Consider the following 26,075-nt stretch of genomic DNA (forward strand, 5'->3'; position numbering starts at 1 on the left):
GGATGTTCAAAGAAAAAAACATATATGTGGAAAAATTAGGTTGACGAACACTTGAAAAGATGGCACTCTTACTATTAGAGGTTAATTTGCAAGGAGTGAAACCATGGGAAAGAAAGCTGGAAAAGTGTATGTGGTCGGTCATAAGAATCCGGATACAGATTCGGTTTGTTCCGCCATCGCATATGCACATCTGAAGAAGGAGACTACCGGGGAGGAATATGTGGCCAGGAGGGCCGGACAGATCAACGAGGAGACACATTATGTGCTGGAGAAGTTCGGTGTCGAGCCGCCGTCCCTTCTGTCCAACGTAAAGCTCCAGGTCAAGGATATGGATATCCATAAGATAGACGGCGTGGCTCCGAACGTATCTATCAGAGATACGTGGGCAAAGATGAAAGAGAATAATGTCAAGACGATTCCGGTCTTAAAAGAAGACGAGCTTGTTGGCGTCATCTCAACCGGAGATATCGCGACTTCATATATGGAAGTGTACGACAGTACGATCTTGTCCAAGGCCAAGACCCAGTACAAGAATATCATAAGGACGCTGGACGGGACGCTGGTAACGGGCAACGAACACGGGTATTTTACAAAGGGGAAGGTGGCCATCGGCGCGTCCAACCCGGATCTGATGGCAGAATTTATCGAGAAGGACGATCTGGTGATACTTGGCAACCGGTATGAGTCGCAGGCGTGCGCCGTGGATGTGGACGCCAGCTGTATCGTAGTATGCCAGGGGGCAGAGGTGCCGGAGGAGCTTGTTCTGGAAGCGGAAGAGCAGAGCATCGTCATCATCAGCACGCCCCACGACACGTTTACCGCGGCAAGGCTTATCAACCAGAGCATTCCGGTCAAGCACTTCATGAGCCAGGGTCCTCTGACAACATTCCGCATGAGCGATTATGTGGAAGACATCAAAGAAGTGATGACGAAGAAGAAGTTCCGTGATTTCCCGATTCTGGACCGGCACGGAAGATTCAAAGGCTTCATATCGAGGCGCCGGTTCATGGATGTGAGCAAGAAGAAAGTGATCCTTGTAGACCACAACGAGAAGTCGCAGGCGGTGGACGGCATCGAAGAGGCGGAGATCGTAGAGATCATCGACCATCACAGGCTCGGCAACATAGAGACGATGGGGCCGGTATTTTTCCGCAATCAGCCGGTCGGCTGTACGGCGACGATTATCAGCCAGATGTATGAAGAAGCAGGCGTCAGGCCGGAACGTACGATGGCGGGGCTTCTCTGCTCCGCGATCATATCAGATACCCTTTTGTTCCGCTCGCCGACGTGCACGGCGCTGGATGAGCAGACAGCAGGGAAGCTGGCCAGGATTGCGGGTATCGATATGGAAGAGATGGCCAAGGAGATGTTCAATGCCGGAAGCAGCCTGAAGGGAAAGAGCGCGGATGACGTCTGCTTCCAGGATTTCAAACAGTTCACGGTCAACGATGCCGTATTCGGCGTAGGGCAGATCAATTCCATGAGCAAGGAAGAGCTGGCGGAAATCAAGGACGTGCTGAAAGGGCATCTTCCGAAGGTGCTGAAAGAGCACAACCTTCAGATGATCTACTTTATGCTGACAGATATATTGGATGAATCGACGGAGCTTATGTGCTGCGGCACAGGTGCCAAGGCATATGTGGCGGACGCTTTTGATCTGCCGGAAGACTCGGATAAAATCATACTGAAAGGCGTGGTATCCCGTAAGAAGCAGCTCATACCTGCGCTTGTGGGAGCACTGCAGCAGTAGGCCGCGCAGGGAAAGGGAAAGAGGATGGCAAAACAAATCTGGAAACCGGGCAATATGCTCTATCCGCTGCCGGCAGTCATGGTAAGCGCCGCCGGAAAAGACGGGGAGGCCAACATCATTACGGTGGCATGGACGGGCACCATATGTTCTGACCCGGCCATGCTGTACATCTCGGTGCGGCCGGAACGGTATACGTACCACATGATAAAGGAGACAGGAGAATTCGTGGTCAACCTGACGACGGAGAAGCTTGCCAGGGCTACAGACTGGTGCGGAGTGAGATCGGGCCGGGACGTGGACAAATGGAAAGAGATGCGCCTTACGAAGGGAAAGGCGGAGGAGCTTGCATATGCGCCGGTAATCAAGGAGAGCCCGGTCAATATCGAGTGCAGGGTGGCAGATGTAAAAGAACTGGGATCCCATCATATGTTCATCGCAGAAGTTGCCGCGGTTCAGGCGGATGAGAAGTACATGTCAAGAACCGGAAAGTTAGAACTGAATGCTACAGGCCTTCTGGCTTATTCACACGGAGAGTATATGACGCTCGGCAGAAAGCTTGGAAGGTTCGGCTGGAGCGTAAAAAAGAAGACGTAGAACGTATAGAGCTACAAGATAAGACGGGGAAAAAGCCATCGCTTTTTCCCCGTCTTATCTTGTAGCCTGCATGGCCGCAGCCTTATAGAGGCGGTGCTTCTCTATCCGTTCCCGAGCGGCTTCACCTTCAGCCGGTAGATCCTCTTGAGCAGAAGCGTAGAGAGGATGACAGATACGATCTCCGCTATCGGGATAGACCACCATACCATATGGAGCCCGAATACTGCCGCAAATATGTACGCAACAGGCAGGATGACGATAAGCTGCCTTGCCGCGGACACTATCAGGCTGTACATGCCGTTGCCGAGCGCCTGGAAGACAGAGCCTACGATAATGCAGTATCCGGCGAACAGGAAGCTTAAGCTTATGATGCGCAGTGCGGGCACGCCGATCGCGACCATATTGTCCGAAGCGTCGAACAGCGTCTTGAGCAGGAAACCGGATGACGTCTGGAAGATGAGGAATCCGGCCAGCATGATGGCTACCGCTATGAGGACGCTCAGCTTCGTCGTGTCTACGATCCGCTTTTTGTTTCTGGCGCCATAATTGTAGGCGATAACCGGTATCATCCCGTTGTTCAGCCCGAATATCGGCATGAAGACGAAGCTCTGGAGCTTGAAGTATACGCCGAACACGGCTGCTGCCGTAGAGGAGAACATGAGCAGGATCTTGTTCATTCCAAATGTCATGACCGAGCCGATTGCCTGCATGATGATTGAAGGGATGCCGACTTCGTAGATAATGGCAATCGTCCTTGCGTGGGGCCGGAATCCACGCATGTTGATGTTGATTTCCGGGTTCTTCTTCAGGTTGAAGAAGAAAGACATCGTTACCGCTACGATCTGGCCGATTACGGTGGCGATCGCCGCCCCCGCGACCTCAAGCCTCGGGAAGCCGAACAAGCCGAAGATAAGGATCGGATCCAGTACGATATTGATGATGGCGCCGGTCCCCTGGGTAATCATGTTATAGATAGTCTTGCCCGTGGACTGCAGCAGGCGCTCGAACGTTATCTGCAGGAAGATGCCGAAGGAGAGGACGGTTATGATCGTGAGATACTGCGTACCATATGTCACGATTATGTCGTTATCTGTCTGTATGGCGAAGAATAAATGTGAGCCGATTCCGCCGAGCAGCGCAAATACGATACAGCTGATGATACCGAGGAACAAGCCGTTTCTGGCGGCGTCGTTGGCTCCTTCAAAATTCTTCTCGCCCAGGTTGCGTGACAGCAGCGCGTTGATGCCGACTCCGGTTCCCGCGGCCACCGCTATCATCAGCGTCTGGATGGGGAAGGCGAGAGAAACTGCGGTAAGCGCGTCCTCGCTGAGCTGTGCGACGAACATGCTGTCCACGATATTATATAAAGCTTGCACGAGCATAGAAAGCATCATAGGCAGGGACATGGTAATCAGCAGTCTGGGAACAGGCATGACCCCCATCTTGTTTTCTTGCTTCTGTATATCTGGCATATGTAGCCCTCCTTCGTGTTATCGTACTGCTAGGTCAGTGACGGTGTACAGCTGGTACACCGACGCCTATTATAACACCATAAAAAATATAATGCAACCAGCCTCATACTAATTTCACGTGTTTCATATACATTAGAGAACATATAGGTCAGAAAGAAAGCAGAGGCTGTAACGTGGAGCATCATAATAATAGTCACGTCCTGCATGGCAGGACCGGCAGGCATAAGATACTGTTCTTTTGCGGTTTGGCGTATACGCTGTGCCTGTTCAGCATACTTGGCATATCAGTTGACATGAAGAACGGAAAAGGGGCAGAAGAATTAGGGCGGCTTAAGGAAGCGGCAGATTATGTGGATGCTTCGGTAGTCGAGGAGCCTTCGAAGATCGCGCTTACCTTTGACGACGGTCCGAACGCCCAGTGCACAGGCAGGCTGCTGGACGGGCTGAAGAAGAGGGGGGTAAAAGCGACCTTCTTCCTTATCGGAATGAATGCAGAAGACAACCCGGATCTGGTGAAACGATTATATGACGAGGGGCATCTTATCGGCAACCATACATACCATCACGTCGATATCACGAAAAAGTCCAACGAAGAAGCCAGGAAAGAGATAGAGGAAACCGACAGGGTCATATCTGCTATCACAGGTGAGCATGTAGCGTATATGCGCCCCCCTTTTGGAGTGTGGCAGAAGAACCTGGAACTGGAAATGGATGTGATGCCCGTGATGTGGTCCGTAGATCCCCTTGACTGGACGACAGAGAATACGGATGAAATTGTAAATAAGGTAGTGACGGAAACGGAAGAAAATGATATTATTCTATTGCATGACTGTTATGAATCCTCTGTGGATGCTGCGCTGAGAATCGTGGATATCCTGCAGAAGAAGGGGTTCGAGTTCGTGACAGTGGATGAACTGATTATAGAATAAGAAAGACGGACGATATATTATGATAAACGAATTTTCCAGGACAGAGCTGCTCATTGGAGCGGAAAAATTACAAAGATTAAGGGAATGCACGGTGATGGTGCTCGGCATCGGAGGGGTCGGTTCCCACTGCACGGAGGCTCTCGCCAGATGCGGCGTCGGACGGCTTGTCCTCGTGGATAATGACACTGTCTCCCTGACGAACATCAACCGCCAGTCCGTCGCGGCCCACAGTACGGTGGGACGCCTTAAGACAGACGTGATGCGGGAACGGATCAAAGATATCTGCCCGGATACAGAGGTGGTGACAAACGAGACCTTTGTCCTGCAGGACAATGTGGAAACACTGTTCGGGGAGCGGCCCGACTATATCATAGACGCCATTGATACGGTCACAGCTAAGATCGCGGTCGTCCAGAAAGCGGTGGAATATGGCATCCCCATTATCAGCAGCATGGGGACGGGCAACAAGCTGCACGCCGGACTGTTTGAGATCGCGGACATCAGCCGGACGTCTGTGTGCCCGCTCTGCAAGGTGATGAGGAAGGAGCTGAGGGCAAGAGGCATCCGGCATCTGAAAGTGCTATATTCCAAAGAGCAGCCGGTTGACATCTCAGCCAGAGAGACAGAAGAAGAGAAAGGCAGCAGGCGTTCCCTGCCCGGCAGCATCTCCTTCGTGCCGCCTGTGGCGGGGCTGCTCATCGCAGGAGAAGCGGTAAGAGACATGATTGCAGAGGGGCCAGACCCCGGGGGTGAATGATTATGGATTTGTTTGATTATGTGAGAGAGAAGAATATGGACAGCGAATCACCGCTGGCATCCCGGCTCCGGCCGGTGACGCTGGACGAGGTGGTGGGCCAGCAGCATATCATCGGGAAGGACAAGCTCCTGTACAGGGCCATCAAAGCGGACAAGCTGAGCTCCCTTATCTTCTACGGCCCTCCGGGGACGGGCAAGACGACGCTTGCCAAAGTGATAGCAAATACGACGAGCGCGGAATTCAAGCAGATCAACGCTACGGTGGCGGGCAAGAAGGATATGGAAGAAGTCGTGAAGCAGGCGAAAGAGCTGCAGGGGATGTACCAGAAGCGCGCCATCCTCTTTGTCGATGAGATACACCGGTTCAACAAAGGGCAGCAGGACTATCTGCTCCCCTTCGTGGAGGACGGGACGCTCATCCTCATCGGAGCGACGACCGAGAATCCGTATTTTGAAGTAAACGGGGCGCTCATATCGCGCTCCAGCATCTTCGAGCTGCATCCACTTGACAAAGAAGATATCAAGACGTTGCTTAAAAGGGCTGTCACCGACGTGGAAAAGGGGATGGGAAGCTATGGCGCGGTCATCGAAGAGGACGCCATGGAATTTCTGGCCGATATAGCGGGGGGAGATGCGAGGAATGCCCTGAACGCGGTGGAACTCGGCATCCTGACGACAGAGAGGAGCACAGACGGGAAGATCCACATCACGCTGGACGTGGCGTCCGAGTGTATCCAGAAAAGGGTCGTCCGCTACGATAAGACCGGGGATAACCATTATGACACGATATCCGCTTTTATAAAGAGCATGCGCGGCTCCGACCCGGATGCCGCGGTATATTATCTGGCCAAGATGCTATATGCAGGCGAAGACATCAAGTTTATCGCCAGAAGGATAATGATATGTGCCTCCGAAGACGTGGGAAACGCGGATCCGATGGCATTGAACGTGGCCGTGTCCGCAGCCCAGGCGGCAGAGCGCATCGGCATGCCGGAGGCGCAGATCATCCTGTCCCAGGCAGTGCTCTATGTGGCGACTGCGCCGAAGAGCAACTCGGCCGTCAACGCGATAGCTGCTGCGATGGAGAACGTGCGCCAGTATAAGACGACGGTTCCCCCTCATCTACAGGACTCCCATTACGGAGGGGCCAAGAAGATCGGGCACGGAATCGGATACAGATATGCCCATGATTATCCGCACCATTATGTAGAACAGCAGTATCTCCCGTCTGAAATCGCAGGGACGAAGTTCTATGAAGCAAGCCAGAACGGATATGAGAAAAAGATCAGCGACTGGATGGAATATATCAGGAACAGCAGATAGATAGAAGGAAAAGGCACGGCCGCCCCACTGTAAAGTGGAGCGGCCGTGCCTTCTGGCTTATTTGATATCGCGCTTCTTAAAGCTCACCATTCCGATGATGGCAGCCGCGGCCAGAAAGCATAAGGCAACCGTGATGCCCCGGATGGCGATGGTACGGGTAAGGCCGCCTGACACGGCAGCCATATTCGTGTCTATGAGATAGTTGGATAAGGTGACGGTATTGCCGGACAGCTTCTTGATGATGATCTCTCCAAGCATGACGAGAAGAGAGATAAATTCGAGAAAGCAGATATTTGCGGCAAGGGAACCGCCGTTCTGGCGGATGAGCATGCTGAACATGACGAATACGGATACGAACGCGCTTCCGAGCAGCAGCTCGATTCCAGCGGCCTTGAAAAAGTCCGGCCAGAATCCGGCGGAAATGTCGCCAAATCCCCAGAGCGCCGTCGCGGCCACGGTAGAGACAGCGGCATAGAGGAGGGTGAACACGACTCCTGTAATAACGCATACGATGAGCTTGGACAGATAGATGCTGTTGCGGCTGTAATTCCGGGAAGCGATATTTTTAATCGTGCCGTAGTTGAATTCACTTCCGACGAAGAGAGAGACGAGCACGGCAAGCAGGAGCGTCGTGTTGCCGGCAAAGAAAGAGAGCATCTGCCCTGAGGCGCTCAGTTCCTCATAGCTGCCGGGAACCCCCTGCATAGAGATATTGACTCCGTTTTCGTCCAGCGCTTTCTGCTGCTGCTCCATCTGCGCAGCCATCTGGTCTCCGCCGATCTTGTACGTAAAATCAAGAAGAAAGACAGAAGCTGCGGCGAGCACGACAGTAATGGCAAGGCACACCCAGAAGTACTTTGCCTTTCCTAATTTGTAAATATCATTTCTAAGTAGATTGATCATCTTACATCCCCCCTATCTTGTTCAAGAAATATTCTTCCAGATCCATCGCCGCTTGCGTGTCAGAGGCGTGGCAGCGCTCCCACAGCTCGTCCTCGGTAAATTCTTCAATCAGCCGGCCCTGGTGTATGATTCCGTATCTCGTGGCAAATTTGGACAGCTCCCCGAGGATGTGGCTTGATATGAGGACGGTGATGCCCTCTTCTTTATTGAGCTTAAGAATCAGTTCACGTATCTCTTTGATACCTTCCGGATCGAGGCCGTTCGTAGGCTCATCCAGGATGAGAAGCTCCGGGGTGCTTATCAAAGCGATGGCAATGGCGAGCCGCTGGCGCATGCCGAGCGAGAAGTTCTTCGCCTTTTTCTTCCCCGTGCCGTCCAGGCCGACGAGGGCCAGGATCTCATCCACCTGCGCGGAATCCTCCCCCTGCAGCCTGCACTGCGCGGTCAGATTCTCCCGGGCGGTCATTCCAGGATAGAACGCTGGCGATTCGATGACCGTTCCAATCTTCCTGCGTCCTTCCAGCAGGTCGGGCTTTCCGAACAAGAGCATATTTCCCTCGCTTGGGGCCGCAAGCCCGGTTATTATCCGGATAAGGGTCGTCTTGCCGGCTCCGTTCTTTCCGATGAAGCCATAGATATCCCCTTTATGTATCGTCATGGACAGGTCGCTGACTACAGGGCGGCTGCCGTACCGTTTGGTAACATGGTTGGTTCTCAGTATCACACTCATATCAATGCCTCCTTCATGTGATTTTCTATTGTACTATTAATTTAGTACAATAATATAATAATACAGAAAGAAAGTCAAGATTAATTTTAAAATGCGTCTGTCCCGATTGAGTTTTCAGGACAATAAGGGTATAATGACGCTATGTGAGTTCTAAATGAAAAGCAGGAGGATAAGAAGATGAAGATTTATGATTCAGTGAAGAAAGAAGAAGTAGAGATCGAGGGGACGAAAGGCCTCATTAATATCATGAAGGACGGACGCCAGGTCGACTTATATCTGAAGGAAAGGAAGACGGATGAGGACGGATACCTTACCTGGGACGTGGAGCACTGGTCAAGTGTCGACGGAAAGAGGTTCATCCGATGTTATTCGCTGGAAGGGAGAGTGCTGAGCGAGTCGACCGGACATAATATCTATGATCTGGAAAATGACTTCAAGCCGGAAGAGGCAGAGAAGATCGAGCTCAGTTAAGGCAGTACATACGGGATGAAGCATGGACGGATCCGGGGTGGAAAGCAGCCGCTTTCCGCCCCGGATATTATATTTTCAGAAGAAAGGTACAGCCGCCTCCGGGCGTGTCTGCCAGGGTCAGGCTCCCTCCGTGCAGATGAGCCAGTTCCTTAGCCACGCTTAGCCCAAGCCCGAAATGGGACTTGTCCTTGCGGGAGTGGTCGCTTCGGAAGAACCGGTCGAATGCCCGGGTCCTGTCTGCTTCGGCGATGCCAGGCCCGTGGTCTGCTACTGAGATGCACAGGTGGTGCCTGGTCTCCCAGGCAGAAAGTTCGATGGAGGGAGAGGCACACCGGCAGTCCTCCGGGAGGGCGTAGGCGATCGCATTGTCTATCAGTATCGCGAGTATCTGTTCCAGGCGCTCCCTATCTCCCAGGACAGGAGGCAGGGGAGTATCCGGCAGCGTAAGCTTCAGTATGGCATGTCTGGATGCGCAGAGCGGTTCGTAATGTTCGTAGACATCCAGGAGCAGGGTATCCATGTCTATCTGTTCGCGCGCAATCTGCCAGCCTTTCGTGTCGGCAGAGGCCAGCACGAGCATATCGTTGACAAGACGTCCCATCCTCTGGCATTCTTTCTGTATCACAGACAGGAACCCTTCCGCTTTCGAGAAATCCGTCAGGATCGCAGAGGAAGAAGCCTGGATGACCGCCAGCGGGGAACGCAGCTCGTGCGAGGCGGCGGCGATAAATTCATTCTGCCGTTCCCGGTTCCTGGCAAGCGGCTTCAATGAATGTCCGACAAACAGCCAGCTGACGAGAAAGATAGCCGCTATCCCGAAGAGGCCTGTAATGAGGAACAGTATACGTCCATTTGTAATCTGGGCCTTTGTCTGCCTGTTGTCATGCAGTACGACGAGGCTTTTAAAGCCTTCATTCCGGGTAGGGACGACCATCACATATGCAAGGTACGTGTCTTTGTGGGAGCCGGCAATGGATAGTATGCCTGTCTCTTGCAGCGAGGTGGAGACAGGCGGCATATCGACGTCCACCTGCTGGCTCCGGGCCATTTCTTTTGCCTGCTCTATCAGTCGTCCCCTGTCCGTCAAAGCGGCGTAAGAACCAGGGAATAAGAACGGTACGGCATTTTCTTCTATATGGATGATGAGCGCGTTTTCCGTTTCCTGGACGGCCAGCCACGCCTGGGAGATAGAGCTGCCGTTCTGCAGCTGTTCGCTCAGCTCTGCCACATTCTTCTTAAAGTTCTCTATATTGCGACCGGTTATGGACTTCTCGGTCGTATACAGGATGACCGAGAGGACGCAGGCGAGGACGATGCCGATAGTAACAGTGTAGGCGAGGGTGAGCTTTTTCCTTAACTTATGAATCATCTGCTTCCTCCATACGATATCCGACGCCGTGGACCGTTACGATCCTGGTCCGGCTGCCCAGCGCTTTTAGCCGTTTTCGCAGGAAGTGGATATAATTGTCCAGGTTCCCGTCCTCGACTTCCGTGTCCGGCCCCCAGACATGGGTCAGTATGAGTGGGCGGGGCAGCGTCTGTCCTGCATTCTTTATAAAGTATTCAAATAAGTCCGCTTCTCTCTTAGAGAGCGACAGCATCTGGCCGCGGCAGGAGATGCTGTGCTTTTCTTTACACAGCTTAAGGTCGCCGCAGGAGAAGCTGCGGCTTGGAATCAGTGCCGCCGGCCTTCGGGTGAGGGCGCGCACTCTTGCCATCAGCTCCAGCACGTCAAAAGGCTTTACGATATAATCATCTGCTCCGGCGTCCAGTCCGTCAATCCTGTCGGAGATATCATTCATGGCAGTAGCGAGTATGATGGGCGTCTGGATTCCGCTGCGTCTGATAGACTGCAGTATGGTCATGCCGTCAACGCCTGGCAGCATACGGTCCAGTATGATGGCATCATATGCCTGCTGGGAGGCGTAAAATAAAGCGTCCGTGCCAGTCGTGCATATATCCGCCTCATAATTATCCTTTATCAAGTGGCAACGCACAGCTTCGCACAGATCCAAATCATCTTCAATCAATAATATTCTCACGATACAGAATCCTTTCTTCTTTTTAGAAGCATCAGCAATCATTCGGTGGTTTCCATTAGTATATCAAATAATCCTCTAAAAAATCTTTAAAATCTGCCGGAATCCTTAAAAGATTTTTAGAGAAGCTTCTGTTAGACTTAAGGCAGAGCTCGAAGAGAACAAAATGGAAAAATGAAATGGAGGCTTACACAGTGAAAATAAAACGGATGATAGCGATACTGTTCGCAGTATCCCTCGTGACTACAGGGGCCGCAGGATGTTCGGCAAAGAAAGACGGAGACGGGAAAAAAGAGGCTATGGGGAGGTATGTGGAAAAGCAGGTCGAACTTCCTCTAAAGGAGGACGAGGAGGCGGTTGCGCTCACGGAAGACAGCGGGAACGGCGCTGTCCTTTACAGCCGGAACATGGAAGATGGAACATATAAGGCATACCGCTACGACGGGGGCAAATTTGAAGAGGAGGATGCTTCATGGCTGAACAGCGCCATCAAATCCGGAGGGACGCTCAGTAAAGTAGTGAAGGGAGACGACGGGAGCCTGTACGCGCTTTACGGTGATGAGAACGCTATGACCCATATAATAAGAAAAGACGGCAGCAGCAGCCAGGAGATCGGGATACCGGATCTGGCGGTCAAAGACAGCAACGGCATCTACCCGCTTATCAGCGGGATGCGTGTTGATAAGGAAGGAAACATCTTTCTGGCTGTTCCCATGAATGGGGAAGTGGTGATGTATGACAAGGGAACCGGGGGCAAGATCAGAAGCTTCCAGGGGAACCAGTTCTCCGGACTGATGGCGATGCCGATAGATGTGAGAGATAACAGGATCCTGCTGGCAGGCCCGGATGGAAGCGGCCTCGTATGCTATGATACGGGCAGCGGAGAAGTGGCAGAAGAGATCAAATATGCTGATATGGCCGAGGGCGGCATCCTCAGGCTCGGTGACAGCGATGACTGCATCTTAGCTGATTCCAAAGGGCTCCACCATCTGACGATGGGAGGAAGCATGGCAGAAGACCTGGTTGACAGCAGCACCTCCGCATTCGGCATACCGCAGACCAATATCATGGATCTGGCCCAGATGGGCAAGGGAGACTATACCGTGCTGCTGAGCGTACAGGAAACAAGCGGCCGCTCAACGCATGAAATGTACCGGTACGTCTACGACAAAGAGACGAAAGCCGAGCCATCCCATACGCTGAGAGTGTACGGACTGGAAGAAAGTGCCGCTGTCAGGCAGGCGATTGTCAAATACCAGCAGAAGCACCCCGACGTGGGGATTGAATATAAGACAGGTAATGCAGGAGAAGGGACCGGCACGAAAGCGGACAGCATCCGGGCGCTGAATACGGAACTGCTCAGCGGCAGCGGCGCCGACGTCATAATGCTGGACGGCCTGCCTGCGGATTCTTATATCGAAAAGGGGATCCTGGCGGACATAAGCGGTGTTCTGAAAGAAGCCGGGAAAGAGTCTGACATGAGAGATAACATAATAAAACCGTATAAGAAGGACGGGAAAATATACCAGATTCCTACGCGCTACGGGATTCCGCTCCTGATTGGCGCCAGCAGTACGACGGAGGCATTCAAATCAGCAGATGCCCTGGTGGATTACATGAAAGACCATGCATGGGATGACGTGATGAATCAGGTGGATAAAGAATCTTTGATGAAACTTCTGTTAAATATGTACTATGAGGATATCATTGACAAAAACAAGCAGATTGATACGAAACTGCTGGCACGGCTGATGGAGACTGTGGGAAAAGCAGAAGACAACGGGGATGGATCCGTAACCTCCAGCTCCGTATGGAGCTCGGATGAAGGACAGACGGAATCTGACTGGGATGTAGGCAAGTTCGGAAGCCCTGACAAAAAGGATACGTTGTCTTCCAAAGAGATGAAAGGAATCCAGGGAATGATGTTACCTTATCATTATCTGCGAAAGGAAGGCGCTTCCCCATCGGATGTAAATGGAATCTTTGTACCTCATGATATTGCAGGCATAAATAAAGCGTCCAAGAATACGGATTTGGCAGAAGATTTTGTCAAGATGCTGTTATCCGAAGAAGTGCAGTCCATAGACGTGGAAAATGGCTTTCCGGTGAATGAGCAGGCAATGGAAGCCTGGATCCAGAGTGTGGAAGAGACGCCGGATGAAGAGGGTGGCGGATTGTCGATAACCGTAGGAGAGGAGGTCATTACGTTTCCTCATCAAAGTGAAGTGAAATCCCTTGCTGAGATAGGCAAGAAACTTACGGTCCCTGTACAGAAGGACGACATAATAGGGGAGATGATACTGGATGGGGCAAAGACATATTTTGACGGCAGCAGATCGGCAGAAGAGGCGGCAGAGGACATTGCGGAAAAAGCAGACACTTACCTGGCGGAATAAAAGCAGACCATATCTTTTTCTTCTGCCAAGCATGACAGGAGTGGGAATTTTTATATTCTTCCCATTCCTGGATGTGCTCAGGCGTTCCTTTCTGGATGCCATGGGGGCAGACTATGTAGGTATGGAAAACTACCTGACCGTAATCGGGAAAAGCTCGTTCCAGCTGGCCGTCTGGAATACGGTACGTTTCATCGCGGTCTGTATCCCCCTGCTTATGGTGCTGTCCCTGGCGATAGCCGTCATGATAAACGGTATCACGAAGCTGAGGGAGCTGCTTAAGACCGTCTTTCTGTTCCCGATGGCGATTCCGGTTGCTTCCATCGTGGTATTATGGAGGCTCGTATTTGACAGCAGCGGATTTCTGAATCAATTTATCGATACGTTCCATATCAGCCCGGTTGACTGGATGAACGGCCCGTCTGCATTTTATGTCCTCGTATTCAGCTATCTGTGGAAGAACACCGGCTACGATATGGTCTTGTGGCTCGCCGGCCTGTATGCGGTTCCGGAGTCCCTTTATGAGGCGGCGCGGATAGACGGGGCAGGCAGAAAAGATTGCTTTATCCATATCACGCTGCCGATGCTCCGGCCTACGGCAGCCATGCTTGCAGTCCTGTCGCTTGTGAACTCCTTCAAAGTATTCCGGGAGGCATATCTGATAGCCGGGGACTATCCCCATAAGAGCATCTATATGCTTCAGCATCTTTTCAACAACTGGTTCGTGAAGCTCGACATACAGAAAATGAGCGCGGCCTCTGTCATGATGGCCTTGACAGTGGCATTGATTATGATAGGGGTGCATATGTCAAATGAAAAGAAAACATAATTGGACGGTGGCCGGCCTGGCCGTACTCAGCAGTGTGATATGGTTCCCGCTTTTTTATATGGCCGGCCAGTCGTTCATGGGGAACTGGGAGCTGATTCAGAACACCGGCGCAGTGCTGTCCGGGACAAAAGGCAGGGTGCATTTTGCCCTGCTGCCCCGATTTCCGACGCTGTCTCCGTATGTAGAGCTGCTTTTGGATTCGCCTGGATTTTTCGTCATGTTCTGGAATTCGTGCAAACAGGTATTTCCCATTCTCGCGGGCCAGCTTCTGCTTGGCATGCCGGCGGCATGGGCGCTCGGGCGATACAGGTTCCGTGGCAGGAGCTTTATAATGCTCCTGTATATGATATTGATGATCATGCCCTTCCAGGTCACGATGGTGTCGGGATATCTTGTATTGAAAAGGTTCCAGCTGCTGGATACGCATCTGGCGCTTATACTGCCCGGCATATTCAACACATTTCCGGTATTCATCATGACAAAAGCATTTGCGGGCATACCGGATTCCCTGATGGAGGCCGCGAGGATTGATGGTGCCGGGGAGTTCCGTATCTTCTTTTCCATCGGGATACCGATGGCGCTGCCTGGAATCATATCAGCCATGGTTCTTGGATTCCTGGAATACTGGAATGTCATCGAGCAGCCGATGACCTTTTTGAAAACAAAGAGCTTATGGCCGCTGTCGCTTTATCTTCCGAATATCACCTCGGATAAGATAAATGTCTCTTTTGCGGCGTCCATCGTGATGATGCTGCCGGCGGTATTGCTGTTCTTATGGGGGCAGAAGTATCTGGAACAGGGAATTGCGGCATCAGGGCTGAAAGAATAAATGCAAGGAGTGGCATAGCATGGTTCAATGGATAAGACATATCAATATCAAGGATAAGATGAAGAAAAAAACGTTCTGGGGCAAGCTTCTTGCAGCATTCTTTGTACTTATGGCACTGAGCACGGTCGTATCCAGGGCGGCGGATTCTGTAATCGTCCCGAGGGTGCGGCTTGAGAGGGCTTCTTCCGGTAGCCTGAATTACAGCTTCAAGGGCTCTGGAAGCATCATTGCTTCGGAAGGAAAACTTGTGACGCTGCCGGAGAAGCTGAGGGTCCGAGAGATTACAAAGCCGGGCACGACCGTAGAAGAAGGGGGCGTGCTCGCGCTGATAGATACGGATGAGCTGACGAAAGTGCTGGATGAGGAGAAGGCTGCGCTAGATAAGCTCCGCCTGCAGCTTCAGAAGGAACAGCTGGACGCGGTGCCGGATGCCATGACGCCGCAGGCATATTCCGCAGGAAAGAGCTTGGAGCTGGCCCGGAAACACTTTGACGAGGCGTCGGCTAAGCTTGATGAGGCGGCAAAGGCAGAGGAAACTGCGGCTGCAGAGAGGCAGAAGCAGCTGGATGAGAAGAAGAAAGCGGCCTACGATACATTTGTGAAGGAGGGCGGCGAGAGCAGCAGCGAGGCAAAAGCCGCGTATGAGGAGGCGGTCAGAAGTGCGGAAGAAGAGGCCAGGAACCTTAAAGCTGAGAAGGACGCGCAGATGGATGCCCTGATACAGAACCGGGACGCGATGAAGGATGCGTTGGAACAGGCCCAGGCCGCGTATGACGTCGCTCAGGCAGAAGACAAGAACGCAGCCGCCAACCGGCAGAAGGCCAGCCAGGGCTCAGGCATCATGCAGGAAGGGATGAAGATAGATATAGAACAGCAGCAGAAGAAGGTCGACAGGCTGCAGGAAGTCATGGACGCGGACGGAGTGGTCAAGTCGCCTGTGAAAGGCACTGTTACAGAAAACAGCCTGGCAGAAGGCATGGTGACCTCGGGACAGGAGTATATCAGAATAGGGACGGGAGGCTATGAATTCCGTGCCGCAGTTGAGAAAGATAATGCGATGAGGCTCAAGGCGGGAGATGCCATGGAAGTGGAATTCTCCGGTAGAAAAGACAGACAGATATTAGAGATTACAGATATCTGGGCGGAACAAAGCAGCGGCGGCCAGGACAGCGGCAGTGCGGACGGAACCGCCGGCGGCGGAGAAGCTGCCAAAGGGCAGGCCGGCAAGGAAAGCATCATGTATCTTACCGCAAAGCTTGACGGGGATGATTATGCAGCCGGAACGGAAGGCAGCTATACTATCGACAAAGAGTCGGATATACGGTATGACTGGATCCTGCCTGTGGAGGCGATACGTGAAGACCAGAGCGGAACATACTGCCTCATTTCCCGTAAGAAGGATACCATCCTCGGGGAGGAATACGTGGCAGAGAGGCTTAATCTGGTGAAAAAGGCAAAAGATGTAAACAAGGTAGCTGTAGAAGGCAATTTGGATAATAAGACAGATGTGATAATAGAAAGCAGCAAAGAAATTAATGAAGGAGACAGATTTCAAATTGAGGAAGAAGATTAGGCTGCGGCAGATGGCCCTGTTCCTGGCAGGCGGCGTACTCCTCGTGCTTTCTGCCGTACAGTATGCTTATATAGCCAAGACAGAGCATGTGGTACGGGCCAGATTTGAAGGGGGCACCGTGCGTGCAGCCCAGGTGGATGATTACTATGAACGGCACGGCAAGGCGGCGCAGGGCGGCAAAAAGCAGGACGGAGACATACCGTACGTGACGCTGTGGAACATGAAGGAAGGGATAGCGGTGGCTGCGGAAGGAAATGTCAGGGAAGAAAGTTTTTCCTTAATAGAAGGGTATGGAAATCTGGAGCAGATATTGCCGGGGCATAGGCTGGAGGGCATGTATCCTCCAAAAAGCGACACCGAAGGATGTGCGGTCAGTGACGCGGGCGCGAAAATGCTGTTCGGCAGCAGCCGTGTCCTGGGGAAAAAGCTGCATGTGGACGGCAGGGAATATATCATCAGGGGAATCATAGAAGACGGCAGAAATCTGCTCTGGATACAGAACCGGGAGGCAGGCGGGTTCCCTTATATGGAGATGGAATATCCGGACAGGACGTCTGCTTCCGCGGTAATGGAATGGCTGAGGCAGCAGGAATTTGGCGTCCCGGCCGTCATTCTGCCGGGCGGGGACTATTCGGCCTTTAACTTCTTGTTTCTGACGCTGCCGCTCTGGCTTGTCGCGCTCTGGCTCTATGCCGCCGTAAAAAGACGCATCCATGATGTAGAGAAGAAGTATGTGAGAGTGTTACTGGCGGCAGTGTGGGGCATAGGCCTCGTTGTACTCATCCTGGCAGGAGTAAGATACAGCTTCCGCTTCGGCCTGGACTATATCCCGCCGAAGTGGTCCGACTTCAGCTTCTACAGCCAGAAAGCTTCGGAACTGGCAGGCATGCACAAGAATCTGGCACAGATGAAGCCGCTGCCGGGCGACGCGCAGCTTCTGCAGCACAGCCGGTACAGCGCATACCTGGCATGGGGAAGCCTTTTGTTCACGGCGTGGGCAATCGTAAGCGGCAGACGGGACCGCCGCTGATTTTCATGTATTCTTAGATTCAGTATGGCATATATATGCCGTGCTGAATTTTTGCGTTTCAATCTAAAAAAAGTATAAACAGTGTTGACAAATAAAATCTATAGTGATACATTAATAATCGAAGATATTAGCACTCGGTTTAAAAGAGTGCTAACAGGTTGGAAATCCGGTAAAGGAGGCAAATAGATGGTATCAGAACACGGGCTGGATCAACGTAAGATGAAGATACTCCACGCGATCATCCAGAACTATTTGGAGACCGGAGAGCCGGTCGGCTCCAGAACCATTTCCAAGTATACAGACCTGAATCTAAGCTCTGCCACGATCAGGAACGAGATGTCTGATCTGGAAGAGATGGGATACATCTTGCAGCCCCATACATCGGCAGGGCGGATTCCTTCAGACAGGGGATACAGGCTGTATGTAGATATGCTGATGGAGGAAAAGGAGCAGGAGCTGAATGAGATGCAGGAGCAGATGCTTGACAAGGCAGACAAGATGGATCAGCTTCTGAAGCAGGCGGCAAAAGTGCTGGCAAGCAGTACGAACTATGCGACCATGGTATCCACGCCGCTCAACAGCGGCAATAAGATCAAGTTCCTTCAGCTCTCGCAGGTGGATGAGGAACAGATAATCGCAGTCATCGTTCTCGGAGGAAATGTCATCAAGAACAAGATCATCGACATGGAGGAGCCCGTCAGCAATGAAAATCTGCTGAAGCTGAACATGCTGCTGAATACGACGCTGAACGGCATGTCCATAGAAGATATCAACCTCGGCCTGATAGCAAGGCTGAAAGAGCAGGCCGGCATACACAGCGAGGTCATCGGACACGTGCTGGATGCGGTAGCTGACGTGATACAGGTGGATGACGAGATGCAGATATATACAAGCGGTGCCACAAATATATTCAAGTATCCGGAGCTCAGCGACAAGCAGAGCGCACAGGAGATCATCAGTGCTTTTGAAGAAAAGCAGCAGCTGACAGAGCTGGTAACCCAGACGCTGTCCAAGGAGGATAACACGGGCATACAGGTATATATAGGAGATGAGACGCCGGTACAGACGATGAAGGACTGCAGCGTAGTGACCGCTACCTATGAATTAGGTGAAGGGATGAAGGGAACGATAGGTATTATCGGACCGAAGCGGATGGATTATGAACATGTGCTAAAATCTATGAAGAAGCTGCAGAATGAGCTGGACCAGATGTTTCATAATAATGACTAGGAAAGGTGGAAGAACCCTTGGAAAATAATCAGGAAAACAAAAGTAAAGAAGAGATGGTAAAAGAGGCGGTAGAAGAAGCCAGGAAAGCGGCGTCCGAAGCGGCGGATGAACTGGCCGGGGATCAGGATAAGGCTGAGGCATCAGAAGACGGATACGGCGGGCCGGATGCAGCAGATACGGATTCTGCGGATACGGACGGTACAGACGGCAGTGCAGACAGCTCCATGGATGAGGATTCCGCCGAGGACGATAAGGCAGGCAAGAAGGTTAAGAAATTCGGCAAGAAGCCGAAGAAAGATAAAAAAGATGAAAAGATTGAAGAGCTGACGGACAGACTCACCCGTCAGATGGCAGAGTTTGATAACTTCCGCAAGCGTACGGATAAGGAGAAGTCCCAGATGTACGAGATAGGAGCGAAAGATATCATAGAAAAGATTCTTCCGGTTGTCGACAACTTCGAGCGCGGACTTGATGCGGCATCAGAGGAAGAGAAGGAAAATCCGTTCGTACAGGGGATGGATAAGATCTACAAACAGCTTATGACAACTCTGGAAGAGATAGGGGTGAAGCCGATCGAGGCCGTTGGCCAGGAGTTCAACCCGGATTTCCACAACGCAGTGATGCATGTGGACGACGAAGCGCTCGGCGAGAACATTATCGCAGAGGAATTCCAGAAAGGTTATATGTACCGTGACTCCGTAGTGAGGCACAGCATGGTTAAAGTAGCTAACTAACATTTTAATTGAAAATAAAAATCAGGAGGAAAAAATCATGGGCAAGATAATTGGTATCGACTTAGGAACGACAAACAGCTGTGTAGCTGTTATGGAAGGCGGTCAGCCGACCGTTATCGCAAATACAGAAGGAGCAAGAACGACTCCGTCTGTCGTGGCATTTACAAAGACAGGGGAACGTCTCGTAGGAGAGCCTGCAAAGCGTCAGGCGGTAACAAATGCCGAGAAGACGATTTCATCCATCAAAAGAGAGATGGGATCTGACTACAAAGTGACAATCGATGACAAGAAATTCTCACCGCAGGAGATATCCGCGATGATTCTTCAGAAGCTGAAATCAGATGCGGAAGGATATCTGGGCGAGAAAGTGACAGAAGCAGTTATCACGGTGCCGGCATACTTCAACGATGCCCAGCGCCAGGCTACAAAAGATGCAGGAAAGATTGCGGGACTTGACGTTAAGCGTATCATCAACGAGCCTACGGCAGCAGCGCTTGCCTACGGCCTCGACAATGAAAAAGAGCAGAAAATCATGGTATATGACCTTGGAGGCGGTACGTTCGACGTATCTATCATCGAGATTGGCGACGGTGTCATCGAAGTGTTATCTACGGCAGGCAACAACCGGCTTGGCGGCGACGACTTTGACCAGAAGATTACGGATTACATGCTGGCAGAGTTCAAGAAGAATGAAGGCGTCGACCTGTCTACAGACAAGATGGCGCTCCAGAGATTGAAAGAGGCGGCAGAGAAGGCGAAGAAAGAGCTGTCATCCGCTACAACGACGAACATCAACCTTCCGTTCATCACGGCCACATCTGAAGGACCGAAGCATTTTGACATGAACCTGACAAGAGCCAAGTTCGATGAACTGACACATGACCTTGTAGAGAAGACGGCTGAGCCGGTAAAAAGAGCACTCTCCGATGCAGGACTGAACTCTTCTGAACTTGGCCAGGTACTGCTTGTAGGTGGTTCTACCCGTATCCCGGCTGTCCAGGAAGAAGTGAAGCGGCTGACAGGCAAGGAGCCAAGCAAATCACTGAACCCGGATGAATGCGTGGCACTCGGCGCTTCCGTACAGGGCGGCAAGCTGGCAGGCGACGCAGGTGCAGGCGACGTACTTCTTCTCGATGTTACACCGCTGTCACTGTCGATCGAGACGATGGGCGGAGTGGCAACGAGGCTGATTGAGAGAAATACGACAATCCCGACAAAGAAGAGCCAGATCTTCTCTACGGCAGCAGACAACCAGACGGCTGTTGATATCAACGTCGTACAGGGTGAGAGACAGTTTGCCAAAGATAACAAGTCGCTCGGCCAGTTCAGACTGGACGGAATCCCGCCGGCTCCACGTGGAATCCCACAGATCGAGGTTACATTTGACATCGATGCGAACGGTATCGTGAATGTATCCGCAAAGGACCTCGGTACAGGAAAAGAGCAGCATATCACCATTACGGCCGGTTCCAACATGTCCGACAGCGATATCGACAAGGCGGTAAAAGAAGCAGCTGAATTTGAAGCACAGGACAAGAAACGTAAGGAAGGCATCGATGCCAAGAATGACGCAGACGCGCTCGTATTCCAGACTGAAAAGGCTATGGGCGAAGTAGGAGATAAGATTGACGCTGCGGACAAAGAAGCGGTGGAGGCAGACTGCAAGGCATTGAAAGAAGTCCTTGAAAAAGCAAATACAGAGACCCTTACAGACGCTCAGATTGCAGAAATCAAAGCGGGTAAGGAGAAGCTGATGGAAAGTGCCCAGAAATTGTTCACAAAAGTCTACGAACAGGCCGGTGCACAGGCAGGAGCAGGACAGCAGGGTCCGGGTCCTGACATGGGAGCAGGAGCAGGTCCGGCACCGGACGGCTTCGCAGGAGATGATGTGGTAGACGGAGATTACAAAGAAGTCTAGGAGCACTATGGCAATACGGTTATAGCCCAGTGCAAGAAGGCTGTTCCGGGGAACCTGGCGGTAGAAGCCTGGTCTCCCGGAACTTGTCTTTGTCGACTTCCATGAAAGAAAGGGATGAATGATGGCGGAATCAAAGAGAGATTACTATGAAGTGCTCGGTGTCAGCAAGGATGCTGACGATGCGACTTTAAAGAAGGCATACAGGCAGGTTGCCAAGAAATATCACCCTGATATGAACCCCGGAGACGCGGAGGCGGAGAAGAAGTTCAAGGAAGCTTCCGAAGCCTACGCTGTCTTAAGCGACCCGGAAAAGCGCCGCCAGTACGACCAGTTCGGACATGCGGCTTTTGAAGGCGGAGCAGGCGGGGCCGGAGGGTTCGGCGGCTTTGACTTTGGCGGAGCGGATTTCAGCGATATCTTCGGCGACATCTTCGGCGACCTGTTCGGCGGCAGCGGCAGGCGCGGCCGGGGCAGCCAGGGTCCGATGAAAGGCATGAATATCCGCAAGAGCGTCAGGATTACATTTGAAGAGGCCGTGTTCGGCTGTGAGAAAGAGATAGAAGTGGTGCTTAAAGACCCGTGTCCGAAATGTAGCGGCACAGGCGCCAAGCAGGGGACTTCACCGGAAACATGCTCCAAGTGCGGCGGCAAAGGCCAGGTGGTCTATACGCAGCAGTCGTTCTTCGGGACAGTGCAGAACGTGCAGACTTGCCCGGACTGCCACGGAACCGGCAAGATCATAAGGGAGAAATGTCCGGACTGTTCAGGTACAGGGTTCGTAGCTTCTAAGAAGAAGATAGCGTTGTCGATTCCGGCAGGCATCGACAACGGCCAGAGCGTGCGGATCCGCGAAAAGGGCGAGCCGGGGACGAACGGCGGGCCGAGGGGAGACCTTCTCGTGGAAGTGGCCGTCTCCAGGCATCCGATATTCCAGCGCCAGGATATGCATATATTCTCAACCGTTCCGATTTCATTTGCCCAGGCAGCCCTCGGCGCAGATGTGAAGATCAAGACGGTGGACGGCGATGTGCTCTACACGGTCAAGCCAGGGACGAAGACTGATACGAAAGTACGCCTGAAAGGAAAAGGTGTGCCTTCTATCCGCAACTCCCAGGTGCGGGGCGACCACTATGTCACTCTGATTATCCAGACGCCGGAACACTTAAGCTCCGAGGCGAAAGAGGCGCTGCGCAAGTTCGACGCCCTCGCCGGAAATACGCTGAATCAGAACAATGACGAAGGCACGAAAGGACCAAAAGGAAAAAAGAAAGGCTTTATGGGCAAGATGAAAGAAGCTTTTGACGATTAGAAGGCTGAATCCCGGAAAACGTTGGTTTTCCGGGTTTTTTTTGCGGCTGGCCTGCTTGTGCCTGCGGATATCGCTGAAGAGGCGGTCGCAAAAGGAACAGGCCATAGCCGAAAAAGCCGCCTCTGTAATGCTTTATCGAAATAATTCAATGCATGTCCCTTCGGTATCTGGTAAGATACCGATATCATATGACAAGGAGGAATAATAAATAAGTGACAACAGATTTTTATTGGAAGTATACGTGGGTGAAAATGGCAACTGGTTTGTCGGGAATGCGGATACTAACGTGCCGGTAACCGGCCCTCAAGGGCTGAACAGTGCAGACTTGATCTTTACCGGTACCGGACAGACGGTCGAAGAAGTCATCAATAGTATCAAATCATTAGAAGAAAAAACACTATCTGACTGTATTCAAATTACCAGCAGGATATGAACCGGCAAACACATATTTTAGCAGTTTACTAGGAGGAGATAGTTTTATTTCTATTAATACGGATGGGCACGTGCAGGCCCAAAGGGAATTAAGTGGCTGGATGACTTTATCTGCAACATATCTCTGCAAAAAATAATACAGCTAAAAAATGTAAAATACATAACTGTCCCTCCATATCCCGGCAATAGGCGGTAATATTCTAGTATCAAGAATAAGGAGGACAACTATATGAATGAAACGACGAGCTTCATACCGGAAATCTACATCGGTGAGAACGGGAACTGGTACATCAACGGCTACGACACAGGCGTCAGGGCAAGAGGAGAGGATGGCATCACGCCTCACATCGGAGCCAACGGCAACTGGTTCATAGGAGAGACGGACACTCAGGTAGCGGCAGCCGGTCCAAAAGGGGGGAAGGGTTACAGAGGCGATACCGGGCCGATGGGCCGGCAGGTCCGGTGAATATCGCGAACAATCCGGCACATCTATAACAACGGATGTTTTAAACATTGCAGGTAATGATGTAAATGTTACTGTAGAAACAACGATTATCTGTCAGAGACAATGATTAAATAATAGGATACCTGGAACCATTTATCCTTTTTGATAATGTCAGATAATATAAGCCTGCTTTCCTCTGTTTCAGAAGAAAGCAGGCTTCCTATGCATGCCATCCGGGTGCTTCTACAGTGCCACGAAGACCGCGCTGGAGCGTGCTCCGGCGAGAAATGCATCGCTTTCAAGGGCGGCGGGCGGGTGGTACATGGTTCGACCTGCATCTCCGGTATTGGCGGCCACGTGCCAGCAGAGATGGTCAGGCAGAGCGGGAAGGGTGATGGTTACAGATTCCCAGAACGCATTGACGGCAATGTAGATGATGTCATCTGTCCTGTTGATGTCGTCATAGCCGGCGTACATGATACCGATGACTTTCGTATCCGCGTTGTAAGAGGAATCCCACGGTGTCTCGCTGTGGAGGCTTACTTCCGGCAGGCCGTAGCGGTTCGGGCGGCATGTACCTCGGATGGAGGCATGCCGGCGGCGGAAATGGATCATAAAGCGGAAGAAGAGGTAGACATCCTGATTTTTCTCCAGCATATCCCAGTCGAGCCATGAGATCTCGTTGTCCTGGCAGTACGGGTTGTTGTTGCCATACTGGGTGTTGCAGAATTCATCTCCTGCAAGGAACATCGGTATGCCACGGCTGCACATGAGCACGAGACATGCATTCCGAATCATCCGCTTACGAAGCGTAATTATGGCCGGGTCGGCAGTATCCCCTTCCACGCCGCAGTTCCAGCTGCGGTTGTCATTGCTGCCGTCCGTATTGTTCCAGCCGTTTGCCTCGTTGTGCTTTGTATTGTAAGCATATAAGTCATAGAGCGTGAATCCGTCATGGCAGGTGATAAAGTTGACGGATGCGTTCTTGCCTCGCGTCTGCGGGTCATATAGGTCCGGCGATCCGATGATGCGCTGTGCCGCGGCTCCTGCACACCAGAGGCCGCCTTTCAGAAACTCCCGGATATCGTCCCGGTAGCGGCCATTCCATTCAGACCACCGCCTCAGGTCGGAGAAATCACCGACCTGGTACAGTCCGCCCGCGTCCCAGGCTTCGGCGATAAGTTTTGTATTGCCGAGGATCGGGTCAAAGGCAAGCGCTTTCACGAGCGGCGGATGTTCCATCGGGGAGCCGTCCTCGTTCCGTCCGAGGATGGACGCGAGGTCAAAGCGGAAGCCGTCGATGCGGTAGGTTTCTACCCAATAGCGGAGGCAGTCGACGATCATCCGCTGGACGATGGGATGGTTGCAGTTCATCGTATTGCCGCATCCGCTGAAGTTGTAATAATAACCTTCCGGTGTGAGCATGTAGTAGATATTGTTGTCAAACCCTTTGAAGGAGAAGACAGGGCCCTTTTCGTCACCCTCGGCGGTATGGTTGAAGACGACGTCCAGGATGACCTCCATACCGTTGTCGTGCAGTGCTTTGACGAGCTGTTTCAGTTCCAGCCCTTCCCGGTTATATTCTACGGCGGAGGAGTAGCTTGTGTTCGGCGCAAAGAAGCTGACCGTACTGTAGCCCCAGTAGTTGAGGAGCTTGCGTCCATCTACCGTGCGCCGGTCCATCAGTTCATCAAATTCAAAGATAGGCATCAGCTCTATGGCATTCACGCCCAGATCCTTCAGGTACGGGATCTTTTCCAGGATGCCCTTGAATGTGCCCGGCGCGGTTACGTCTCTTGCCATCTTCGTAAAGCCGCGGACGTGCATTTCATAGATGATGAGCTCGTCGAACGGCATCCTCGACGGCGATTCGGCGCCCCAATAGAAATTATTCCGTACGACCCGGGCCCGATAACCTTTGGAATTGGCACTCCTGCCCCATGTGCTCTGCCCGGTGATCGCTTTGGCGTAAGGGTCGATAAGGATATTGTCCTTGCGAAAAAGAAGCCCTTTTTCCGGATCATATGGTCCGTCGAGACGGAAAGCATATTCAAATTCCTCCACATCCAGGCCAAAGATGAAGATGGAAAATACATGGCCGATACGGTAACAGTCCGGTACGGGGATGACGGCATAGGGCTCCGTCTCCATACGGTGGTATAACAGTATCTCGCAGGATACGGCTCCCTGGGAGTGCACGGTGAAGCTGATCCCGTTCGGCAGCGCCCAGGCCCCGTTGTAGTCATAGAAGCCGGGACGCACCTTGAATCCATTTATCGTATCGAGTGGCTGCAGATGGTGGCAGAGTGGAGCGAGAGGCGAATCCAGTTCGAGCGTATCATTGTCTAAACCTGTCATGTCGGTACCTCCTTGAAGTGTATGATGC

23 protein-coding genes are annotated in these 26,075 nt (G+C 52.0%); 17 read left to right on the forward strand and 6 right to left on the reverse strand.

The genetic code is table 11. The features are described from left to right. The first annotated feature begins 103 nt into the window (after positions 1 to 103). Together E1963_RS01615 and E1963_RS01620 are read left to right on the forward strand one after the other, a co-directional pair. Positions 104 to 1,750: a putative manganese-dependent inorganic diphosphatase gene (locus E1963_RS01615; protein ID WP_132274371.1), complete on the forward strand. Its 1,647-nt coding sequence runs from the start codon at positions 104 to 106 to the stop codon at positions 1,748 to 1,750. Between the two features lie 24 nt (positions 1,751 to 1,774). Next, complete coding sequence (locus E1963_RS01620) at positions 1,775 to 2,344, forward strand: flavin reductase family protein (RefSeq protein WP_132274374.1); 570 nt, start codon at positions 1,775 to 1,777, stop codon at positions 2,342 to 2,344. A gap of 101 nt (positions 2,345 to 2,445) precedes the next feature. On the opposite strand, the gene E1963_RS01625 is transcribed toward E1963_RS01620, so the two are convergent. Next, a complete protein-coding gene (locus tag E1963_RS01625) occupies positions 2,446 to 3,816 on the reverse strand; it encodes an MATE family efflux transporter (protein ID WP_132274377.1) in 1,371 nt (456 codons plus the stop codon). Between the two features lie 173 nt (positions 3,817 to 3,989). Here E1963_RS01625 and E1963_RS01630 point away from each other — a divergent pair, with 173 nt between their 5' ends. Genes E1963_RS01630 through E1963_RS01640 form a run of 3 tightly spaced genes read left to right on the forward strand, consistent with a single transcriptional unit; the run spans position 3,990 to position 6,824 of the window. Then, complete coding sequence (locus E1963_RS01630) at positions 3,990 to 4,745, forward strand: polysaccharide deacetylase family protein (RefSeq protein WP_330570639.1); 756 nt, start codon at positions 3,990 to 3,992, stop codon at positions 4,743 to 4,745. A gap of 19 nt (positions 4,746 to 4,764) precedes the next feature. After that, positions 4,765 to 5,502: a tRNA threonylcarbamoyladenosine dehydratase gene (locus E1963_RS01635; RefSeq protein ID WP_132274380.1), complete on the forward strand. Its 738-nt coding sequence runs from the start codon at positions 4,765 to 4,767 to the stop codon at positions 5,500 to 5,502. 2 nt (positions 5,503 to 5,504) lie between these two features. Next, on the forward strand, positions 5,505 to 6,824 hold the full coding sequence (locus tag E1963_RS01640) for a replication-associated recombination protein A (RefSeq protein WP_132274383.1): 1,320 nt from the start codon (positions 5,505 to 5,507) through the stop codon (positions 6,822 to 6,824). Between the two features lie 57 nt (positions 6,825 to 6,881). Here E1963_RS01640 and E1963_RS01645 read toward each other — a convergent pair whose 3' ends face one another. Beyond that, on the reverse strand, positions 6,882 to 7,727 hold the full coding sequence (locus E1963_RS01645) for an ABC transporter permease (protein ID WP_132274386.1): 846 nt from the start codon (positions 7,725 to 7,727) through the stop codon (positions 6,882 to 6,884). 1 nt (position 7,728) lies between these two features. Continuing rightward, positions 7,729 to 8,457, reverse strand: coding sequence for an ABC transporter ATP-binding protein (locus E1963_RS01650; RefSeq protein WP_132274389.1), 729 nt, complete (start codon positions 8,455 to 8,457; stop codon positions 7,729 to 7,731). Between the two features lie 177 nt (positions 8,458 to 8,634). On the opposite strand from E1963_RS01650, the gene E1963_RS01655 reads away from it, so the two are divergent. Next, complete coding sequence (locus tag E1963_RS01655; RefSeq protein WP_132274392.1) at positions 8,635 to 8,928, forward strand: hypothetical protein; 294 nt, start codon at positions 8,635 to 8,637, stop codon at positions 8,926 to 8,928. Positions 8,929 to 8,995: 67 nt separating this feature from the next. Here the strand turns inward: E1963_RS01655 and E1963_RS01660 are convergent, their stop codons facing one another. Together E1963_RS01660 and E1963_RS01665 are read right to left on the reverse strand one after the other, a co-directional pair. Beyond that, positions 8,996 to 10,297 (reverse strand): sensor histidine kinase, encoded by a 1,302-nt coding sequence (locus tag E1963_RS01660; protein ID WP_132274395.1) that lies wholly within the window; start codon positions 10,295 to 10,297, stop codon positions 8,996 to 8,998. After that, positions 10,287 to 10,970 (reverse strand): response regulator transcription factor, encoded by a 684-nt coding sequence (locus E1963_RS01665; RefSeq protein ID WP_132274536.1) that lies wholly within the window; start codon positions 10,968 to 10,970, stop codon positions 10,287 to 10,289. Before E1963_RS01665 ends, E1963_RS01660 begins: the two co-directional genes overlap by 11 nt. A 191-nt stretch (positions 10,971 to 11,161) precedes the next feature. On the opposite strand from E1963_RS01665, the gene E1963_RS01670 reads away from it, so the two are divergent. From E1963_RS01670 to E1963_RS01720, 11 genes are all read left to right on the forward strand, one after another. Beyond that, positions 11,162 to 13,363: an extracellular solute-binding protein gene (locus E1963_RS01670; protein ID WP_167482084.1), complete on the forward strand. Its 2,202-nt coding sequence runs from the start codon at positions 11,162 to 11,164 to the stop codon at positions 13,361 to 13,363. Next, positions 13,329 to 14,189, forward strand: a complete 861-nt coding sequence (locus tag E1963_RS01675; protein ID WP_132274401.1) for a carbohydrate ABC transporter permease — start codon at positions 13,329 to 13,331, stop codon at positions 14,187 to 14,189. Before E1963_RS01670 ends, E1963_RS01675 begins: the two co-directional genes overlap by 35 nt. Continuing rightward, complete coding sequence (locus tag E1963_RS01680; RefSeq protein WP_132274404.1) at positions 14,173 to 15,018, forward strand: carbohydrate ABC transporter permease; 846 nt, start codon at positions 14,173 to 14,175, stop codon at positions 15,016 to 15,018. The genes E1963_RS01675 and E1963_RS01680 overlap by 17 nt, the downstream gene beginning before the upstream one ends. A gap of 19 nt (positions 15,019 to 15,037) precedes the next feature. Continuing rightward, positions 15,038 to 16,591, forward strand: a complete 1,554-nt coding sequence (locus E1963_RS01685) for an HlyD family secretion protein (protein ID WP_132274407.1) — start codon at positions 15,038 to 15,040, stop codon at positions 16,589 to 16,591. Continuing rightward, complete coding sequence (locus tag E1963_RS01690; protein WP_132274410.1) at positions 16,575 to 17,621, forward strand: ABC transporter permease; 1,047 nt, start codon at positions 16,575 to 16,577, stop codon at positions 17,619 to 17,621. The genes E1963_RS01685 and E1963_RS01690 overlap by 17 nt, the downstream gene beginning before the upstream one ends. Before the next feature lie 186 nt (positions 17,622 to 17,807). Next, positions 17,808 to 18,851, forward strand: a complete 1,044-nt coding sequence (gene hrcA / locus E1963_RS01695; RefSeq protein ID WP_132274413.1) for a heat-inducible transcriptional repressor HrcA — start codon at positions 17,808 to 17,810, stop codon at positions 18,849 to 18,851. A gap of 5 nt (positions 18,852 to 18,856) precedes the next feature. Next, on the forward strand, positions 18,857 to 19,585 hold the full coding sequence (grpE, locus tag E1963_RS01700) for a nucleotide exchange factor GrpE (RefSeq protein ID WP_414655364.1): 729 nt from the start codon (positions 18,857 to 18,859) through the stop codon (positions 19,583 to 19,585). Positions 19,586 to 19,622: 37 nt separating this feature from the next. Beyond that, positions 19,623 to 21,503: a molecular chaperone DnaK gene (gene dnaK / locus E1963_RS01705; protein WP_132274416.1), complete on the forward strand. Its 1,881-nt coding sequence runs from the start codon at positions 19,623 to 19,625 to the stop codon at positions 21,501 to 21,503. Between the two features lie 121 nt (positions 21,504 to 21,624). After that, complete coding sequence (gene dnaJ / locus E1963_RS01710) at positions 21,625 to 22,812, forward strand: molecular chaperone DnaJ (RefSeq protein ID WP_132274542.1); 1,188 nt, start codon at positions 21,625 to 21,627, stop codon at positions 22,810 to 22,812. Between the two features lie 229 nt (positions 22,813 to 23,041). Next, positions 23,042 to 23,245 carry a hypothetical protein gene (locus E1963_RS01715; protein WP_132274419.1) on the forward strand — a complete coding sequence of 68 codons (204 nt, stop codon included), beginning with the start codon at positions 23,042 to 23,044 and terminating at the stop codon, positions 23,243 to 23,245. A 228-nt stretch (positions 23,246 to 23,473) separates the two neighbouring features. Beyond that, the gene (locus E1963_RS01720; protein WP_243117522.1) at positions 23,474 to 23,710 is read left to right on the forward strand and encodes a hypothetical protein; all 237 of its coding nucleotides are present in this window, start codon (positions 23,474 to 23,476) and stop codon (positions 23,708 to 23,710) included. Positions 23,711 to 23,932: 222 nt separating this feature from the next. Here the strand turns inward: E1963_RS01720 and E1963_RS01725 are convergent, their stop codons facing one another. After that, positions 23,933 to 26,047, reverse strand: coding sequence for a glycogen debranching protein (locus E1963_RS01725; RefSeq protein WP_132274422.1), 2,115 nt, complete (start codon positions 26,045 to 26,047; stop codon positions 23,933 to 23,935). Positions 26,048 to 26,075: the final 28 nt, after the last annotated feature.

The organism is Extibacter muris (assembly GCF_004345005.1).
Taxonomy (GTDB): Bacteria; Bacillota; Clostridia; order Lachnospirales; family Lachnospiraceae; genus Extibacter; species Extibacter muris.

What these genes read in the sequence shown, in the direction of transcription:
- E1963_RS01615 (WP_132274371.1), top strand. Translation starts at nt 104, where the DNA reads ATGGGAAAGAAAGCTGGAAAAGTGTATGTGGTCGGTCATAAGAATCCG.
- E1963_RS01620 (WP_132274374.1), top strand. Translation starts at nt 1,775, where the DNA reads ATGGCAAAACAAATCTGGAAACCGGGCAATATGCTCTATCCGCTGCCG.
- E1963_RS01625 (WP_132274377.1), bottom strand. Translation starts at nt 3,816, where the DNA reads ATGCCAGATATACAGAAGCAAGAAAACAAGATGGGGGTCATGCCTGTT.
- E1963_RS01635 (WP_132274380.1), top strand. Translation starts at nt 4,765, where the DNA reads ATGATAAACGAATTTTCCAGGACAGAGCTGCTCATTGGAGCGGAAAAA.
- E1963_RS01640 (WP_132274383.1), top strand. Translation starts at nt 5,505, where the DNA reads ATGGATTTGTTTGATTATGTGAGAGAGAAGAATATGGACAGCGAATCA.
- E1963_RS01645 (WP_132274386.1), bottom strand. Translation starts at nt 7,727, where the DNA reads ATGATCAATCTACTTAGAAATGATATTTACAAATTAGGAAAGGCAAAG.
- E1963_RS01650 (WP_132274389.1), bottom strand. Translation starts at nt 8,457, where the DNA reads ATGAGTGTGATACTGAGAACCAACCATGTTACCAAACGGTACGGCAGC.
- E1963_RS01655 (WP_132274392.1), top strand. Translation starts at nt 8,635, where the DNA reads ATGAAGATTTATGATTCAGTGAAGAAAGAAGAAGTAGAGATCGAGGGG.
- E1963_RS01660 (WP_132274395.1), bottom strand. Translation starts at nt 10,297, where the DNA reads ATGATTCATAAGTTAAGGAAAAAGCTCACCCTCGCCTACACTGTTACT.
- E1963_RS01680 (WP_132274404.1), top strand. Translation starts at nt 14,173, where the DNA reads ATGAAAAGAAAACATAATTGGACGGTGGCCGGCCTGGCCGTACTCAGC.
- E1963_RS01685 (WP_132274407.1), top strand. Translation starts at nt 15,038, where the DNA reads ATGGTTCAATGGATAAGACATATCAATATCAAGGATAAGATGAAGAAA.
- hrcA (WP_132274413.1), top strand. Translation starts at nt 17,808, where the DNA reads ATGGTATCAGAACACGGGCTGGATCAACGTAAGATGAAGATACTCCAC.
- dnaK (WP_132274416.1), top strand. Translation starts at nt 19,623, where the DNA reads ATGGGCAAGATAATTGGTATCGACTTAGGAACGACAAACAGCTGTGTA.
- dnaJ (WP_132274542.1), top strand. Translation starts at nt 21,625, where the DNA reads ATGGCGGAATCAAAGAGAGATTACTATGAAGTGCTCGGTGTCAGCAAG.
- E1963_RS01720 (WP_243117522.1), top strand. Translation starts at nt 23,474, where the DNA reads ATGAATGAAACGACGAGCTTCATACCGGAAATCTACATCGGTGAGAAC.
- E1963_RS01725 (WP_132274422.1), bottom strand. Translation starts at nt 26,047, where the DNA reads ATGACAGGTTTAGACAATGATACGCTCGAACTGGATTCGCCTCTCGCT.